Origin of the sequence: Streptomyces pallidus (ex Mingjun et al. 2026) (assembly GCF_051550185.1) — a bacterium.
Taxonomy (GTDB): Bacteria; Actinomycetota; Actinomycetes; order Streptomycetales; family Streptomycetaceae; genus Streptomyces.
Window position 1 is genome coordinate 7001572 of the sequence record NZ_CP196181.1, and the last position, 16242, is coordinate 7017813.

At 74.0% G+C, this 16242-nt stretch carries 16 protein-coding genes; 14 read left to right on the top strand and 2 right to left on the bottom strand.

Annotated features, from left to right (window positions below; all coding sequences use genetic code 11):
- Positions 1–75 precede the first annotated feature (75 nt).
- The 14 genes from ACSHWO_RS31180 (at position 76) to hypE (ending at position 13307) form a co-directional block, all read left to right on the top strand.
- Positions 76–1131, top strand: a complete 1056-nt coding sequence (locus ACSHWO_RS31180; RefSeq protein ID WP_385838756.1) for a hydrogenase expression protein HypE — start codon at positions 76–78, stop codon at positions 1129–1131.
- 76 nt (positions 1132–1207) lie between these two features.
- A complete protein-coding gene (locus ACSHWO_RS31185) occupies positions 1208–2992 on the top strand; it encodes a nickel-dependent hydrogenase large subunit (protein WP_361086468.1) in 1785 nt (594 codons plus the stop codon).
- A complete protein-coding gene (locus ACSHWO_RS31190) occupies positions 2989–3516 on the top strand; it encodes a hypothetical protein (RefSeq protein WP_404232544.1) in 528 nt (175 codons plus the stop codon). Before ACSHWO_RS31185 ends, ACSHWO_RS31190 begins: the two co-directional genes overlap by 4 nt.
- Positions 3517–3572: 56 nt before the next feature.
- Complete coding sequence (locus ACSHWO_RS31195) at positions 3573–4211, top strand: DUF5947 family protein (protein ID WP_438317217.1); 639 nt, start codon at positions 3573–3575, stop codon at positions 4209–4211.
- Positions 4208–4915, top strand: coding sequence for a DUF6084 family protein (locus tag ACSHWO_RS31200; protein ID WP_438317220.1), 708 nt, complete (start codon positions 4208–4210; stop codon positions 4913–4915). Before ACSHWO_RS31195 ends, ACSHWO_RS31200 begins: the two co-directional genes overlap by 4 nt.
- Positions 4912–6357, top strand: coding sequence for a hypothetical protein (locus tag ACSHWO_RS31205; RefSeq protein WP_438317223.1), 1446 nt, complete (start codon positions 4912–4914; stop codon positions 6355–6357). The genes ACSHWO_RS31200 and ACSHWO_RS31205 overlap by 4 nt, the downstream gene beginning before the upstream one ends.
- The gene (locus ACSHWO_RS31210) at positions 6354–6893 is read left to right on the top strand and encodes a hydrogenase maturation protease (protein WP_438317225.1); all 540 of its coding nucleotides are present in this window, start codon (positions 6354–6356) and stop codon (positions 6891–6893) included. Before ACSHWO_RS31205 ends, ACSHWO_RS31210 begins: the two co-directional genes overlap by 4 nt.
- Before the next feature lie 10 nt (positions 6894–6903).
- Positions 6904–7017, top strand: a complete 114-nt coding sequence (locus ACSHWO_RS31215) for a DUF6893 family small protein (protein WP_385838726.1) — start codon at positions 6904–6906, stop codon at positions 7015–7017.
- Positions 7018–7175: 158 nt separating this feature from the next.
- Positions 7176–7595 carry a hydrogenase maturation nickel metallochaperone HypA gene (gene hypA, locus ACSHWO_RS31220; RefSeq protein WP_438317229.1) on the top strand — a complete coding sequence of 140 codons (420 nt, stop codon included), beginning with the start codon at positions 7176–7178 and terminating at the stop codon, positions 7593–7595.
- 3 nt (positions 7596–7598) lie between these two features.
- On the top strand, positions 7599–8384 hold the full coding sequence (hypB, locus tag ACSHWO_RS31225) for a hydrogenase nickel incorporation protein HypB (RefSeq protein ID WP_438317232.1): 786 nt from the start codon (positions 7599–7601) through the stop codon (positions 8382–8384).
- Entirely contained in the window at positions 8384–10810 is a 2427-nt protein-coding gene (gene hypF / locus ACSHWO_RS31230; RefSeq protein WP_438317235.1) for a carbamoyltransferase HypF, read from the top strand. The genes hypB and hypF overlap by 1 nt, the downstream gene beginning before the upstream one ends.
- Complete coding sequence (locus tag ACSHWO_RS31235; protein WP_438317238.1) at positions 10779–11120, top strand: HypC/HybG/HupF family hydrogenase formation chaperone; 342 nt, start codon at positions 10779–10781, stop codon at positions 11118–11120. The genes hypF and ACSHWO_RS31235 overlap by 32 nt, the downstream gene beginning before the upstream one ends.
- On the top strand, positions 11117–12253 hold the full coding sequence (gene hypD / locus ACSHWO_RS31240) for a hydrogenase formation protein HypD (protein WP_438317241.1): 1137 nt from the start codon (positions 11117–11119) through the stop codon (positions 12251–12253). The genes ACSHWO_RS31235 and hypD overlap by 4 nt, the downstream gene beginning before the upstream one ends.
- Entirely contained in the window at positions 12246–13307 is a 1062-nt protein-coding gene (hypE, locus tag ACSHWO_RS31245) for a hydrogenase expression/formation protein HypE (RefSeq protein WP_438317244.1), read from the top strand. Before hypD ends, hypE begins: the two co-directional genes overlap by 8 nt.
- 20 nt (positions 13308–13327) lie before the next feature.
- Here the strand turns inward: hypE and ACSHWO_RS31250 are convergent, their stop codons facing one another.
- On the bottom strand, positions 13328–14899 hold the full coding sequence (locus ACSHWO_RS31250; protein WP_438317247.1) for an alpha/beta hydrolase: 1572 nt from the start codon (positions 14897–14899) through the stop codon (positions 13328–13330).
- A gap of 193 nt (positions 14900–15092) precedes the next feature.
- Entirely contained in the window at positions 15093–15932 is an 840-nt protein-coding gene (locus ACSHWO_RS31255; protein ID WP_385849786.1) for a class II glutamine amidotransferase, read from the bottom strand.
- Between the last annotated feature and the right edge of the window lie 310 nt (positions 15933–16242).

Consider the following 16242-nt stretch of genomic DNA (forward strand, 5'->3'; position numbering starts at 1 on the left):
CCGCTGACCTTCCCCCGCGGCCGTCCCCGGCTCCGCACGACCCCCTCCCGCATCCCCGTCCAAGGAGCGATCCGCATGACTGCTGGAACGCAGAGCACGGTAGAGGACCCCACGATCCACATCCTCTGGATCAACGCCGGACTGAGCTGCGACGGCGACTCGGTGTCCCTGACGGCGGCGATGCAGCCCAGCATCGAGGAGATCGTCACGGGCACCCTCCCCGGCCTGCCCAAGATCGCCGTCCACTGGCCGCTCATCGACTTCGAATGCGGCCCGGTCGGCGGCGCCGACACGTTCATCGAATGGTTCTTCAAGGGGGAGCGCGGCGAGATCGACCCCTTCGTCCTCGTCGTCGAAGGCTCCATCCCCAACGAGAAGATCAAGCCCGAGGGCTACTGGTGCGGCTTCGGCGACGACCCGGAGACCGGCCAGCCCATCACCACCAGCGAGTGGATCGACCGGCTGGCACCCAAGGCCCTCGCCGTGGTGGCCATCGGCACCTGCGCCACGTACGGCGGCATCCACGCGATGGAGGGCAACCCCACGGGCGCCATGGGCGTCCCCGACTACCTGGGCTGGGACTGGACCTCGAAGGCCGGTATCCCGATCGTGTGCGTGCCCGGCTGCCCGATCCAGCCGGACAACTTCTCGGAGACCCTCACCTACCTGCTCTACCAGGCGGCCGGCTCGGCGCCGATGATCCCGCTGGACGACAAGCTGCGCCCGACCTGGCTGTTCGGGCAGACCGTCCACGAGGGCTGCGACCGGGCCGGCTACTACGAGCAGGGCCAGTTCGCCGAGGCGTACGACTCGCCGCAGTGCCTGGTCAAGGTCGGCTGCTGGGGCCCGGTCGTCAAGTGCAACGTGCCCAAGCGCGGCTGGATGAACGGCATCGGCGGCTGCCCGAACGTCGGCGGCATCTGCATCGCCTGCACCATGCCCGGCTTCCCCGACAAGTTCATGCCGTTCATGGACCAGCCGCCGGGCGCCACGGTCTCCACCAAGGCCAGCGGTGCGTACGGCGCCCTGATCCGCAAGCTGCGTGCGGTCACGCTGCACACGGTGGACGAGGAGCCGAAGTGGCGCCACACGGGCCGGAAGATCACCACCGGCTACCGCCCGCCCTGGTGACCGGCACCGCCCCGCCCGACCCCCGCACCCTCCGCACGCTCCCGATCCCGCTCCCAGAAGGGCCACGGCAGACACGATGACACCGAAGACGAAGGCGGCCGGTGACGGCAGCGGCCTGGTGGAGATGGCCTGGGATCCGATCACCCGGATCGTCGGCAGCCTCGGCATCCACACGAAGATCGACTTCAAACAGAAGCGGGTCGCGGAGTGCTACAGCACCTCGTCCGTCTTCCGCGGCTACAGCGTCTTCATGCGCGGCAAGGACCCCCGTGACGCGCACTTCATCACCAGCCGCATCTGCGGGATCTGCGGCGACAACCACGCCACCTGCTCCGTCTACACCCAGAACATGGCCTACGGGGTCAAGCCGCCCCACCTCGCCGAGTGGATCATCAACCTCGGCGAATCGGCCGAGTACATGTTCGACCACAACATCTTCCAGGAGAACCTGGTCGGGGTCGACTACTGCGAGAAGATGGTCCGCGAGACCAACCCGGGCGTCCTCGACCTCGCCGAGCGCACCGAAGCCCCGCACGCCGCCGAGCACGGCTACCGCACCATCGCCGACATCATGCGCTCCCTCAACCCCATCGAGGGCGAGTTCTACCGCGAGGCCCTCCAGGTCAGCCGCTACACCCGGGAGATGTTCTGCCTGATGGAGGGCCGCCACGTGCACCCCTCCACGCTCTACCCGGGCGGCGTCGGCACCATCGCCTCCGTCCAGCTCTTCACCGACTACATGAGCCGCCTCATGCGGTACGTCGAGTTCATGAAGCGCGTCGTGCCGCTGCACGACGACCTCTTCGACTTCTTCTACGAGGCCCTGCCCGGCTACGAGGAAGTCGGCCGCCGCCGCGTCCTGCTGGGCTGCTGGGGCGCCCTCAACGACCCCGAGTACTGCGACTTCACGTACGCCAACATGACCGACTGGGGACGGAAGATGTTCGTCACCCCCGGCGTCATCGTGGACGGCAAGCTGGTCACCAACGACCTCACGCAGATCAACCTCGGCATCCGCATCCTGCTGGGCAGCTCGTACTACGACGACTGGGCCGGCCAGGAGCAGTTCGTCCGCCACGACCCGCTGGGCAACCCGGTCGACCCCCGCCACCCCTGGAACCAGCACACCATCCCGGCCCCGCAGAAGCGGAACTTCGACGACAAGTACAGCTGGGTCATGTCCCCGCGCTGGTTCGACGGCAAGGACCACCTCGCCCTCGACACCGGCGGAGGCCCCATCGCCCGCCTGTGGTCCACCGCCCTGTCCGGGCTCGTCGACGTCGGCTACGTCAAGGCCACCGGCCACAGCGTGGTCATCAACCTGCCGCGCACCATGACCAAGCCGGAGACCACCTTCGAGTGGAAGATCCCGCAGTGGAGCAACGCGCTGGAGCGCAACCGCGCCCGCACGTACTTCCAGGCGTACGCGGCCGCCATCGCCCTGCACTGCGCCGAGCAGGGGCTCGCCGAGGTCCGCGCCGGACGCACCCAGACCTGGGAGAAGTTCGAGGTGCCGGACGAGTCCATCGGCTGCGGCTTCACCGAGGCCGTCCGCGGCGTCCTCTCGCACCACCTGGTCATCCGCGACGGGAAGATCGCCAACTATCACCCGTACCCGCCGACCCCCTGGAACGCCAGTACCCGCGACACCTACGGCACCCCCGGCCCGTACGAGGACGCCGTCCAGAACACCCCGATCTTCGAGGAGAACACCCCGGAGAACTTCAAGGGCATCGACATCATGCGCGCCGTGCGCAGCTTCGACCCCTGCCTGCCCTGCGGCGTCCACATGTACGTCGGCGGCGGCAAGACGGTGAAGTCGATGCACGTGCCCACCGGCCTGAGCGGGCTGGGCGGATGAGCGCGGCCGTCATCGACGCCCGGGAGGCCGGCCGCCGCGTCGAGGAGGTCCTCGACCGGCTGGCCGCCTCCGGCGACCGGCAGGCCTGCGCGGCCGCCGAGGAACTCGTCCGCGTCCTCATGGACTTCTACGGTGCCGGGCTCGCCCGGATCGTGGAGCGGCTCGGCGCGGGCGCCCTCACCCGCATGCTCGGCGACGACCTGGTGGCCGGCCTGCTCGCCCTGCACGACCTGCACCCCGACGACGTCGACACCCGGATCGCCCGCGCCCTGGAGTCCGTACCCGACCCCGTCGAACTGGTCGGCTTCGACGCGGCCACCGGCACCCTCAGGCTGCGCTCCACCGGCCGGCCCGCCACCGGCTGCGGCTGCGGGAGCACCGCGGAGGCGGTACGGCAGGGCGTCGAGGACGCCGTGGCCTGCCTCGCTCCCGAGGTCACCGCGGTCGAACTGGCCCCCGCGGCCCCCGCGCCCGCCCTGCTGCAGATCGGCACCCGCCCGCCGACCCCGGCGCGCGTGCCGTGAGCCCGGCCCGCCCCCAGACCGCACCCCCCTCCGCGTCCGGGCCGTCCCGCACGGCCGTGCCCGGACTGCGGCGCTTCACCGGTCCCCGCCCGCCGCGCCCCGAGGTGTGCGAACTGTGCGGGGTGCCGGTGGCCGGCCACGGCCACCGGCACCTGGTGGAGACCGAGAAGCGGGCCCTGGTCTGCGCCTGCACCCCCTGCGCCCTCCTCTTCGACCGCCCGGGGGCCGGCCGCGGACGGTACCGCACCGTCCCCGACCGCTACCTCACCGACCCCGACCACCGGCTCGACGACACCGCCTGGGAACGGCTGCGGATCCCGGTCGGCGTCGCGTTCTTCTTCCGCAACGCCGCACTCGACCGGCTCGTCGCGCTCTACCCCAGCCCCGCCGGGGCCACCGAGAGCGAACTCGACCCGCAGACCTGGCAGACCGTCCTCGGCGCCGGCCGGCTCGCCGGGATGCTGGAACCCGACGTCGAGGCCCTGATCCTGCACCGCACCCCGGACCGGACCGCGTGCCACCTCGTCCCCATCGACATCTGCTACGAACTGGTCGGCCGGATGCGGCTGCTGTGGCAGGGCTTCGACGGCGGCGCGGAGGCCCGCGCCGCCCTCACCGCCTTCTTCGCCGAGATCGAGCGGCGCGCCACCGCACTGCCCGCACCCCGCCCGGCCGAACAGGAGGGGCTGTCGTGACCGACTTCGGCTTCACCGTCACCGGTGTGCGCGCCGATCCGTACGCGGCCGGCCCCACCCTCGTCTTCCGGCTGCGCATCACCGCCTCCGGCGGCGCCCGCGTCCACGCCCTCGCCCTGCGCTGCCAGCTGCGGATCGAACCGGCCCGGCGCGACTACGGGCCCGCCGAGACCGCCGCCCTCCACGACCTTTTCGGCGACCGCTCCCGCTGGGGCAGCACCCTGCACCCCGTCCAGCTCGCCCAGGTCGCGGTCATGGTGCCCGGCTTCACAGGGGAGACCGAGACCGACGTCGCCGTGCCCTGCAGCTACGACCAGGACATCTCCGCCGGCCGCTACCTCGCCGCCCTGGAGGACGGCGAGGCGCCCCTGCTGGTGCTGTTCTCCGGTACGGCCTTCACCGGCGCCGGCGGCTTCCACGTCGAGCCCGTGCCCTGGCACCGCGAGGCCGCCTGCCGACTGCCCGTCGCCGTGTGGCGGGAGATGATGGAGCAGCACTTCCCCGGCTGCGGCTGGCTGCGCCTGCCCCGCGACACCATGGCGGAGCTGCTCGCCTACCGCTCCCGCCACGCCCTCGCCTCCTGGGAGGAGACCGTACGGGCCCTCCTCGACGCGGCGCACACCGACACCGACGGGCGCCCGCCCCGCGACCCCGCCTGGGCGGGCGCCGTCCTGCCGCGCGCCGGCGGAAGGACCGCGCCGTGACCGCGGCCACCGCCGCCGTACCCGCGGCCCGTTTCGCGCTCGCCCGCCAGGTCGCCGACGCCGTCCTGTTCGAGGGCTACGTGCTCTACCCGTACCGGGCCTCCGCCGCGAAGAACCGGATGCGCTGGCAGTTCGGCGTCCTGGTCCCGCCGGCCTGGGGACCCCGGCACGGCGAACACTCGGGCCAGCGCACCGAACTCGTCGCGGAACCCCGCGGGGACGCGTCCGTCGCCGTCGAACTGCGCTTCCTGCACGCCCAGCGCCGTACCGTCGAAGAGGCCCGCGCCGACGGGTCCTTCGCCGCCGTGCCCGAACTCCACCTGCCCGACCGGGTCCTGGTCCCCTGGGACGAGGGCCGCGAGGAGCGGGTCGAGATGAGCGTCCGCGTCGCCGACCTGGAGGCCGGCGAGGTGTCGCTGCCCTTCACCCGGCCCGCCCGTGAGGAGACCGAGCCCGTCCTCGACGCCGACGGGCGGCCGGTGGGCCGCCTGGTCCGGCGCACCGAGCGCATCGACGGCGTGCTGCGGCTGCACGCCGCGCCCCTGGACGTCCCGTACCGGGCGCTGAGACTCACCGCGGCCGTCGAGAACACCGCGGACTGGAACCCGCCCGAGCACGGGGCCGACCGCGAGGCCGCCCTGGCACGCTCCCTGGTCGCCGCGCACCTGCTGCTCGGGCTCAGCGCCGGATCCTTCCTGTCGATGACCGACCCGCCCGAATGGGCCCGGGCCTCGGTCGCAGGCTGCGACAACCGGCACACCTGGCCGGTGCTGGCCGGGGAGGACGGCCGCGCCGACGTCGTCCTGTCCTCGCCCATCATCCTGGAGGACCACCCGCGCATCGCCCCCGAGAGCGCCGGGGCCATGTACGACGCCACCGAGATCGACGAGATCCTCGCCCTGCGCACGGCCGCCCTCACCGACCAGGAGAAACGCGAGGCGCGCGGCACGGACGCCCGCGCCGCCGCCGTGATCGACCTGGCCGACGGCATGCCCCCCGAGGTGCTGGAACGCCTGCACGGCGCCGTCCGGGCCCTGCGCGAGATCACCGGACCGACAGCCGCGGCCGCCGCCCCGCCGCCCGGCCCGGGCACCCTCCCCGAACCGCTCGACGGGGACGCGGTGTTCCGCCCCGACACCCCCTGGTGGGACCCCGCCCACGCGGACCCCGCCGACCCGGCCCGCGACCGGGTCACCGTCGACGGAACGGCCGTCGGCGCGGGCAGTCGCGTGCTGCTCCGGCCGGGGCTGCGGCGCACCGACGCACAGGACCTGTTCCTCCAGGGCCGCACCGCCCTCGTCGAGGCCGTGCTCCGCGACGTCGACGGCGGGGTCCACCTCGCCGTCACCGTCGACGGCGACCCCGGCGCCGACATCCGCCGCGAACAGGGCCGGTTCCTGTACTTCCAGCCCGACGAAGTCACCCCCCTGGAGGACGCGTGAGCCGCCGGACCCTGGTCGCCGGCATCGGCAACGTCTTCCTCGGCGACGACGGCTTCGGCGTCGAGACCGTACGGCGGCTGTCCGCGCCCGGGGCGGCGGCCGCCCGGCTGCCCGACGGGGTGGAGACCGCCGACATCGGCGTCCGCGGCGTCCACCTCGCCTACCAGCTGCTCGACGGCTACGACACGCTCGTCCTCGTCGACGCCACCGCCCGCGGCGGAGCCCCCGGCACGCTGTACCTGATCGAGGCCGGCGCGGACGGGCCAGTCGCCCCGCAGACCCCCGTGCTCGACGGCCACCAGATGTCCCCCGACGCCGTGCTCGCCCTGCTCGACACCCTGTGCGCCGGGACCGGGGCCGCCCCGCCCCGCCGCATCTGGGTCGTCGGCTGCGAACCCGGCAGCCTGGACGAGGGGATGGGACTGAGCCCCCCGGTGGCCGCCGCCGTCGACGAGGCCGTGCGGATGGTGCTGGACCTCGTACACCACCAGGACGAGGAGACGCCGCAGGACGAACCGGGTGTCGCCGCCAACTGAGGAGGAACCCATGAGCTCGAACAAATCCGTCATCGGCGGCTGGGCCGTCATCGTCCTCGCCGCGCTCGTGCTGAAGGCGGTCCTGCCCGACATCCAGCGCTACCTGCGCATCCGCCGCATGTGACCGCGGGACGACCGCGGAACGGCCGCGGGACCGCTTCAAGGCCCGGTCCCGCGGCCCGTTCGCGTCCGAACGGCGTACGGCCCGCTCGGCGCGTCGGCGCGCCCGGCCGCCCGGTACCCCGCCCGCCGGTCTAATGGGGCCCGGCAGGACGGAGTCCCATGCACGAGATGTCGATCGCCATGGCCGTGGTGGGCCAGGTGGAGGAAGCGGCCGAAGCCGCCGGCGCGACCGCCGTCACCTCGGTCCGGCTCCAGGTCGGGGAGCTGGCCGGAGTGGTGCCCGACGCCCTCGCCTTCTGCTTCGAACTCGCCTGCGCCGGAACCCTCCTCGAAGGCGCAGCGCTCGAAACCGAGCCGGTGCCCGCCCGCGCACGCTGCCGCTCCTGCACCGCCGACTGGGCCACCGGCATGCCGCCCCGGCTGATCTGCCCCCGCTGCGACCTCGCGACCGACGTCGAGCTCCGGGCCGGGCGGGAACTGCAGATCCTGAGCGTGCACTGGGAGGACGGCACGGCCGCCACCCCCACCACCGCCCCCGCCCCCGTCCCGTCCCGTGCACCGATCGCCGAGGAGTGCTGAACCATGTGCCGTGTGGTCGACCTCAAGCAGGCGGTCCTCGCCAAGAACGACTCCGCCGCGCGCGCCCTGCGCACCGAACTCGCCGCCCGCGGCACCACCGTCGTCAACCTGCTCTCCAGCCCCGGCAGCGGGAAGACGGCCCTCCTGGAACGCGAACTGTGCCTCGCCCGTGAACGCGGGGTACCGGTCGCCGCCCTCACCGCCGACCTGGCCACCGAGAACGACGCCGACCGGCTCGCCCGCTCCCGCGTCCCCGTCAAGCAGGTCCTCACCGACGGGCTGTGCCACCTGGAGGCCGGGATGCTCGCCCGTCACCTGGACGGCTGGCTCCCCGAGGACACCCGCCTGCTGTTCGTGGAGAACGTCGGCAACCTCGTCTGCCCCGCCTCCTACGACCTCGGGGAGTCCCTGCGCATCGTCCTGGCCTCGGTCACCGAGGGCGAGGACAAGCCGCTGAAGTACCCGACGGCCTTCGGGCTGGCCCAACTCGTCGTCGTCACGAAGACCGACATGGCGGGGGCCGCGGAGTTCGACGAGGCCGCCTTCCGCGCCAACGTCCAGCAGGTCAACCCGGGCGTCGAGGTCCTGCTGACCTCGGCCCGCACCGGGGTGGGCTCGGGCGCCCTGCTCGACCGGGCGCTCGCGGCCCGCGACGGCGCTCCCGTACACGTCCCGGTCATGGCCGGACAGCAGCCCGCACACCACCATCACCACCACCACGATCACCACGACGACTCGGCCGGGCACGGGCACGGGCACGGGGCGCCGGCTCCGGTTCCGACCCGCTGATGGAGGCCGTGCAGCGCCGCCGGATCGTGGTGCGCGGGGTGGTGCAGGGCGTCGGCTTCCGGCCGTACGTGTACACCCGCGCGACCGGACTCGGTCTCACCGGGCACGTCACCAACACCCCGGAGGGCGTCGTCGCCGAGGTCGAGGGCGCGACAGCGGCCGTCTCGGCGTTCTGCGAGCGGCTCGCCGCCGACGCCCCGCCCCTCGCCGTCGTCCACACCGTCGACCACCACGAGGTCCCCGTCGCCGGCGGCTCCGGGTTCACCATCACCGCCTCGCGCGCCGGCGGCCCCGTACGCACCCTCGTCTCCCCGGACACCGCCACCTGCGCGGACTGCCTCGCGGAGCTGGCGGACCCCGCCGACCGGCGCCACCGGCACCCGTTCATCACCTGCACCCACTGCGGGCCCCGCTTCACCATCGTCACCGGGCTGCCGTACGACCGGGACCACACCACCATGGCCCGCTTCCCGATGTGCCCCGACTGCGCCCGCGAGTACGCCGACCCCGCCGACCGGCGCTTCCACGCCCAGCCCGTGGCCTGCCCCGCCTGCGGCCCCCGGCTGCGCCTGCTGGCCGGGACGCCCCCGCGCGAGACCGCCGGGGCCGCCGGGACCGACCCGATCGCCGCGGCCCGCGAACTCCTGGCAGCCGGGGCGATCCTCGCGGTCAAGGGGCTCGGCGGCTACCACCTCGCCTGTGACGCCGCCAACGCCGTCGCCGTCGCCGAGCTGCGCCGCCGCAAGGCCCGCGGGGACAAGCCGTTCGCCCTGATGGCCCGTGACCCCGCCGACGTCGAGCACCTCGTCCGCCTCGACGCGGCCGAACGCGGCCTGCTGACCGGCCCCGTCCGCCCCGTCGTCCTGCTGCGCCGCCGCCCCGCAACGGACCACGGCCGCCCGGGCGCGGTCGCCGACGGTGTCGCCCCCCGCTGCCCCGACCTCGGCGTGATGCTCCCGTACACGCCCGTGCACCACCTGCTGCTCGGACTGCCGGGCGACCCGCCCGGACCCCGCCTGCTCGTCATGACCAGCGGCAACCTGTCAGGCGAGCCCATCGTCACCGACGACACCGAGGCCCTGGAGCGCCTCGGTGGCCTCGCCGACGCCTGGCTCACCCACGACCGGCCCGTCCACGTCCCCTGCGACGACTCCGTCGTGCGCGTCTGCGACGGCGAACTGCTCGTACTGCGGCGCGCCCGCGGGTACGCGCCGCTGCCGCTGGAGCTGCCGCTGCCCGTACCGGCCGTCCTCGCCGCCGGAGGGGACCTGAAGAACACCTTCTGCCTCGGCGAGGGCCGCAAGGCCTGGCTGTCGGCGCACATCGGCGACATGGACGACCTGGCCACCCAGCAGGCCTTCGAGCGCGCCGAACGGCAACTGGAGTCCATCACCGGCGTCCGACCCGCCCGGCTCGCCGCCGACCGCCACCCGGGCTACCGCTCCGGCGCCTGGGCCCGGCGCGCCGCCGGCGCCCGCCGCCTGACGGCGGTCCAGCACCACCACGCGCACATCGCCTCGGCGATGGCCGAACACGGCCTCGATGGCACCGGCCGGGTGATCGGCGTCGCCTTCGACGGCACGGGGTACGGGGACGACGGCACCGTGTGGGGCGGCGAGATCCTGCTCGCCGACTACGCCCGCCACCATCGCTTCGCCCACCTCGCCCCGGTGCCGCTGCCGGGAGGCGACGCCGCCGTCCTGCGGCCCTACCGGATGGCCCTGTCCCACCTGAGGGCCGCAGGGCTGCCCTGGGCGCCGGACCTTCCCTGCACCGCCACCTGCCCGCCCGAGGAACTCCGGGTCCTCGAACGCCAGCTGGAATCCGGGCTGCACTGCACCCCCACGTCCAGCATGGGCCGGCTCTTCGACGCCGTGTCCTCCCTCGCCGGCGTCTGCCACCACGCCGGGTACGAGGCCCAGGCCGCGATCGAGCTGGAGGGTGCCGCCCTGGCCGCGGACCCCGCCCATGCCGGCCCCGGTTACGCCTTCGACCTGCGCCGCACACAGCCGCCCGAGCCCGGCACCGCGCCCGTCGTCCCCGCCCCGGCGCCCGTCGTCGCCGACCCGGCCCCCGTCCTGGCCGCCGTGGTCGCCGACCTGCGGGCCGGTACTTCGGCGGCCGTGATCGCGGCCCGCTTCCACACCGCCGTCGCCGCCCTCGTCGTCGACCTCGCCGTGCTCGCCCGCGAGGGGCACGGCCTCGACACCGTCGTCCTCAGCGGCGGCGTCTTCGCCAACGCCGTGCTCTCGTCGGCCTGCACCCGCCGGCTCCGCGAGCGCGGCTTCACCGTCCTGCGCCACCACCGCGTCCCGCCGAACGACGGCGGACTGGCCCTCGGCCAGCTCATGGTGGCGGCCTGTGCCCCGCACCACCCAGACCAAGGAGAGGGACATGTGCCTGGCGGTACCCGGCAGAGTGCTTGACATCGGGGAGAAGGACGGCACCCGGATGGCCACCGTCGACTTCGGCGGAGTGGTCAAGGAGGTGTGCCTGGAGTACCTGCCCGACCTGCAGGTCGGCGAGTACGCCATCGTCCACGTCGGGTTCGCCCTGCAACGCCTCGACGAGGAATCGGCCCGGCAGACCCTCGAACTCTTCGCGGAACTCGGCATGCTCCAGGAGGAGTTCGGCGACCCCTGGGAGCGGGCGGCGGCGGAAGCGGGCGCCGGACAGGACTGGCACTTCGACCCGGCGCCAGCCGGGGACACAGCGCGGGAGGCGCGGCAGCCGTGAAGTACATCGACGAATTCCAGGATCCCGCGCTGGCCCGCCGACTGCTCGACGACATCCACGCCACCGTGACCCGCCCCTGGGCGCTCATGGAGGTCTGCGGCGGCCAGACGCACACCATCATCCGGCACGGGATCGACCAGCTCCTGCCCGAGCAGGTCGAGCTGATCCACGGACCCGGTTGCCCCGTGTGCGTGACCCCGCTGGAGGTCATCGACAAGGCCCTGGAGATCGCCTCCCGCCCCGGGGTCGTCTTCTGCTCGTTCGGCGACATGCTGCGCGTCCCCGGTACCGGCCGCGACCTCTTCCAGGTGCGCGGCGAGGGCGGCGACGTACGCGTCGTCTACTCCCCGCTCGACGCGCTGCGGATCGCCCGGCAGAACCCGGACCGCGAGGTGGTGTTCTTCGGCATCGGCTTCGAGACCACCGCCCCGCCGAACGCCATGACGGTGTACCAGGCGCGGAAGCTCGGCATCCGCAACTTCAGCCTGCTGGTCTCCCACGTCCGGGTGCCCCCGGCCATCGAGGCGATCATGAACTCGCCCAGCTGCCGGGTGCAGGGCTTCCTCGCCGCCGGCCATGTGTGCAGTGTGATGGGCACGGCGGAGTACCCGCAGCTGGCTGCCCGCCACCGGGTTCCGATCGTCGTGACCGGATTCGAGCCGCTCGACATCCTGGAGGGCGTGCGCCGGGCCGTGCGCCAGCTCGAACGCGGTGAGCACACCGTCGACAACGCGTACGCGCGGGCCGTCCGCCCCGAGGGCAATCCGGCCGCCCTCGCCATGCTCGACGACGTCTTCGAGGTCACCGACCGGTCCTGGCGCGGCATCGGCGTCATCCCGGACAGCGGCTGGCGGCTGTCCGAGCGCTACCGGGAGTACGACGCCGAGCACCGCTTCTCCGTCACCGGCATCACCACCGAGGAGCCTGCCGAGTGCCGCAGCGGCGAGGTCCTCCAGGGGCTGATCAAGCCGCACCAGTGCGAGGCGTTCGGCACCACCTGCACCCCGCGCAACCCGCTCGGCGCCACCATGGTCTCCAGCGAGGGCGCCTGCGCCGCGTACTACCTCTACCGGCGCCTCGACATCACCCCGGCGCGCCGGACCGTACCGCTGGAGGCGACCCCCGTTGTCTGACACCGCCCTCGACATCACCGGCTGGGCCTGCCCGGCCCCCCTGCGCGACCACCCCCGCGTGGTCATGGGCCACGGCGGGGGCGGCGCGCTCTCCGCCGAGCTGGTCCGGCACGTCTTCGCACCCGCCTACGGCGGCCGGCTGCTGGCCGGTCTCGGCGACAGCGCCGCCCTCACCCTGGGCGGCGCCCGACTGGCCTTCTCCACCGATTCGTACGTCGTCCGGCCACTGTTCTTCCCGGGCGGCAGCATCGGCGACCTCGCGGTCAACGGCACGGTCAACGACCTCGCCATGAGCGGAGCCCGCGCCGCCTACCTGTCCTGCGGCTTCATCCTGGAGGAGGGTGTCGAGCTGTCCGTCGTGGCACGGGTGGCCGAGGCGCTCGGCGCGGCCGCGCGCGCCGCCGACGTGGAGGTGGCGACCGGCGACACCAAGGTCGTGGAGGCCGGCCACGGCGACGGCATCTACGTCAACACGGCCGGCATCGGACTGATCCCGGACGGGGTGGACCTGCGCCCGCAGCGGGTCGTCCCGGGCGACGTGGTCATCGTCAGCGGGGAGATCGGCCTCCACGGGGTGGCCATCATGAGCGTCCGCGAGAACCTCGGCTTCGACGTGGAGACCGTCAGCGACTGCGCGCCGCTGGGCGGGCTCGTGCAGGCCATGCTCGCCGTCACCCCCGACCTGCACGTGCTGCGCGACCCCACGCGCGGGGGGCTGGCCGCGGCCCTGAACGAGATCGCCACCGCCTCCGGCACCGGTGTCGTGCTGGACGAGGGCCGGGTGCCGGTCCCGGAACCCGTGGCCAACGCCTGCGCCATCCTCGGTCTCGACCCCCTCTACGTCGCCAACGAGGGCAAGCTGGTGGCGTTCGTGCCGAGGGAGCACGCCGACGCGGTCCTCGACGCGATGCGCGCCCACCCGCTGGGCCGGCGCGCGGCGGTGGTCGGCGAGGCCGTCGAGGCGCACCCCGGCATGGTCGTCGCCCGGACCGGTCTGGGCGGCACCCGTGTGGTGGACCTGCCGATCGGGGAGCAGCTGCCCCGGATCTGCTGACGCCGTCCCGTGCCGGTCCGTCAGCCGGCGGTCGGTGCGGGGCAGTCCAGGTCGCGGCCGGGCAGGATCCCGTCGGCGAGGTACCGGTTGACGGCGTCCTCGACGCAGCCGTCGCGGGGGGCGAACAGCCCTCCGTAGACCGTGTGGTGGAAGGCGCCCCGGAGGGTGACCAGGCGGGACCCGGCCAGTGCGCGGTGCGCGGCGAGCTGGCCCGCCCGTGGGGCGGCCGGGTCGCCGTCGGCTCCGACCAGCAGGACCGGGGCCCGGGTGGCGACCCGGGTGGGCGGCTCCGCCGGGGACGCCGGCCAGAAGGTGCAGGGTGTGAGGTTGTGTACGAGGGGGCCGAATATCGGCTCGTCGGCGCGGTGGGCCTCGACGGCCCGGTAGTACGCCTCCGGATCGCGGGAGGCCGCCCGGTCGGCGCACAGCACCGCGTTCTGCGCGGCGGCCGCGCCCTCCGCGTCGGGGGAGTCCAGCCCGCTCAGCACCGCCTCCAGCAGCGGGGCCGGGACCGGGTCCAGCCCGCGGGAGGCCTCGTCCAGGGCGCGGGCCAGGTCGGAGAACCCGGCGTACGAGGCGTCGTCGTCCCCGGCGGACACGGTCCACAGCACCAGCGGCAGCGTCCCGCTGTCGACCGTGTGCGCACCGACGGCCAACGGGCCGCGGTTCACGACCGTGTTGACCCGGTGGACGGTGGCCAGGACCGCCTCGCGGGTGGCGCCCAGTGCGTAGCGGTCGTGGTGGCGGGCCGCCCAGGCAGCCCAGTTGCCGAGAGCCGCCGTCATGGCGGGCCCCTGGGTGCGGGTCAGGTCGGGTCCGAACCGGTCGGGGTCCAGGGCGCTGTCGAGGACGGCCCGGTCGACGCGGTGCGGGAACAGTTGGAGGTACACCTCGCCCAGGTAGGTGCCGTACGAGGACCCGAGGTAGGACAGCCGGGGCTCGCCGAGGGCGGCCCGGACCACGTCCATGTCCCGGGCGGTGTTGCGGGTCGACGCGTGCGGCAGCACTTCGCGGTGGCCCGCACAGCGCTCCGCCAGGTCCCGGGCCAGCGCCGCGCTCCGGTCGAAGCCCGCCCGGTCCGGCCCGGCGGCACGGACCCCGGCAGTGGGCCAGCCGCAGTCCAGCGGCGTGCTGCGGCCCACGAAGCGGGGGTCCACCCCGACGATGTCGTAGCGGGCGGCGAGGTCCGGCTCGGCCTGCCGGAGGGCGAGGGAGAGCCGCATCGCGGGGACGCCGGGCCCGCCCGGGTCGTAGAACAGCGCTCCGCGCCGACGCGCGGGGTCGGCGGCCGGCAGCCGTGACAGTGCGATCCGCACCGTCCGGCCCCGGGGCCTGCGGTAGTCCAGGGGCACGGTGGCCTCGGTGCAGCGGGCCCCCGCCTCGTCCAGATCCCGGCCGGCCCGGTCCTGCGGGTCGGTGGCGCAGTCGTGCCAGGCGAGGCGCTGCTGCCGGAAGGGGGCCACGGCGGCCGCCTCGGCAGGATCCTTCCCGGGGGCGGACCCCGCCGCGGCGGCCGGCCGGGCCCCGCCCCACGCCCCGCCCGCCAGCACCACCAGCGCCGCCCCGACGACGGCCGTCCTGCCCACCCACATGCCGCTTCCCCGCCCCTCGTCACCCGGCCCCGCCCCCGACGGAGCCCCGCCCCACCGACGTTAGGGAAGGGGCCCGGGGCCACGCATCGGCCTCCGGGCTGATCGCCGTCCGCCCCTGGGAGCACGCCCCCCGGAGCACGCCCCTGGCCGAGGGGCCCGGCGCAGGCGGGCACGGGCTCAGCCGTGGACCGGCTCAGGGCAGCTCGGGAATGAACGGCAGGTAGTCCTCCGGACCCGCCGGCGGCACGACGACGTAGCTGGCCTCGGGAAGCTCGTTCCACACGCCCGGCAGGTCGCCCAGCGGCTCGGACACCACCAGCCGGGTCGCGTCCGAGACCTCCTTCAGGAAGGGCAGTTCCGGGTACAGCTGGCGCACGGTCTCGGCGCGGCTGCTGTAGAACAGCGAACGGGACCTGCCCTGGCTGGAGTACCGGAACGCCCACACCTGCTCCCCGTCGCTGACGGCGACCGTCATCTGCAGCGGGTCCGCGACGCCGTGCTCCTTGCCCAGCCGTTCCACGAGCCCCGCCATCCGGGCGACCGCGCCGGGCACGTCCTGGTCGAGGCCGAAGGTGACGGCCAGGTAGAACATCACCTCGGAATCAGTCGAGCCCTGGATGCACGGGAACAGCGCCGGGTCCACGGCCATGCACAGGTCGCGCTGGAGGCGGGCGAAATCGGTGATGGCCCCGTTGTGCATCCACAGCCAGCGGCCGTGCCGGAACGGATGGCAGTTGGTCTGCTGGATGGCCGAACCGGTGGAGGCGCGGACGTGGGCGAAGAACAGCGTCGAGCGGATGTGGGAGGCCAGCTCGCGCAGGTTGGTGTTGCTCCAGGCCGGACCGATGTCGCGGAAGACCGCCGGCGTGCCGCCCCCGTCCTTGCTGTACCAGCCGATGCCGAATCCGTCGCCGTTGGTGGTCTCGACCCCCATCTTCGCGTGCAGACTCTGGTTGATCAGTGAGTGTTCCGGCTGATAGAGGACCGCGTCGAGCAGCATGGGCGACCCGGAGTAGGCGAGCCAGCGACACATGAGCATCATCCCTCTCCTGCACCTCGTCCGAGCCTAACGCGGTGTGGCGCTCGCCGCCCTGCCTGCGGGTCCGGCCGGTCGGGTCGTTGGTCCGGGCGGGTGGCATCGCCCACGCCGCGCGCGGCGGCCGGTGCGGGGACGCCCGGAACCGGTGTCCGCGGCCGGAGCCCGGGCCGGGCCGGCCAAGCCCGGACCAGGCCAGTCCAGGCCGGTCCAGGCCCTCAGGCGCGGGCCCAGTGAAGGGGAGGCAGTGCGCGGCGCGGCCGAGTTCCTCGTCTGGTGGGCGGTGCTCACGGGGGACACGCTGGTG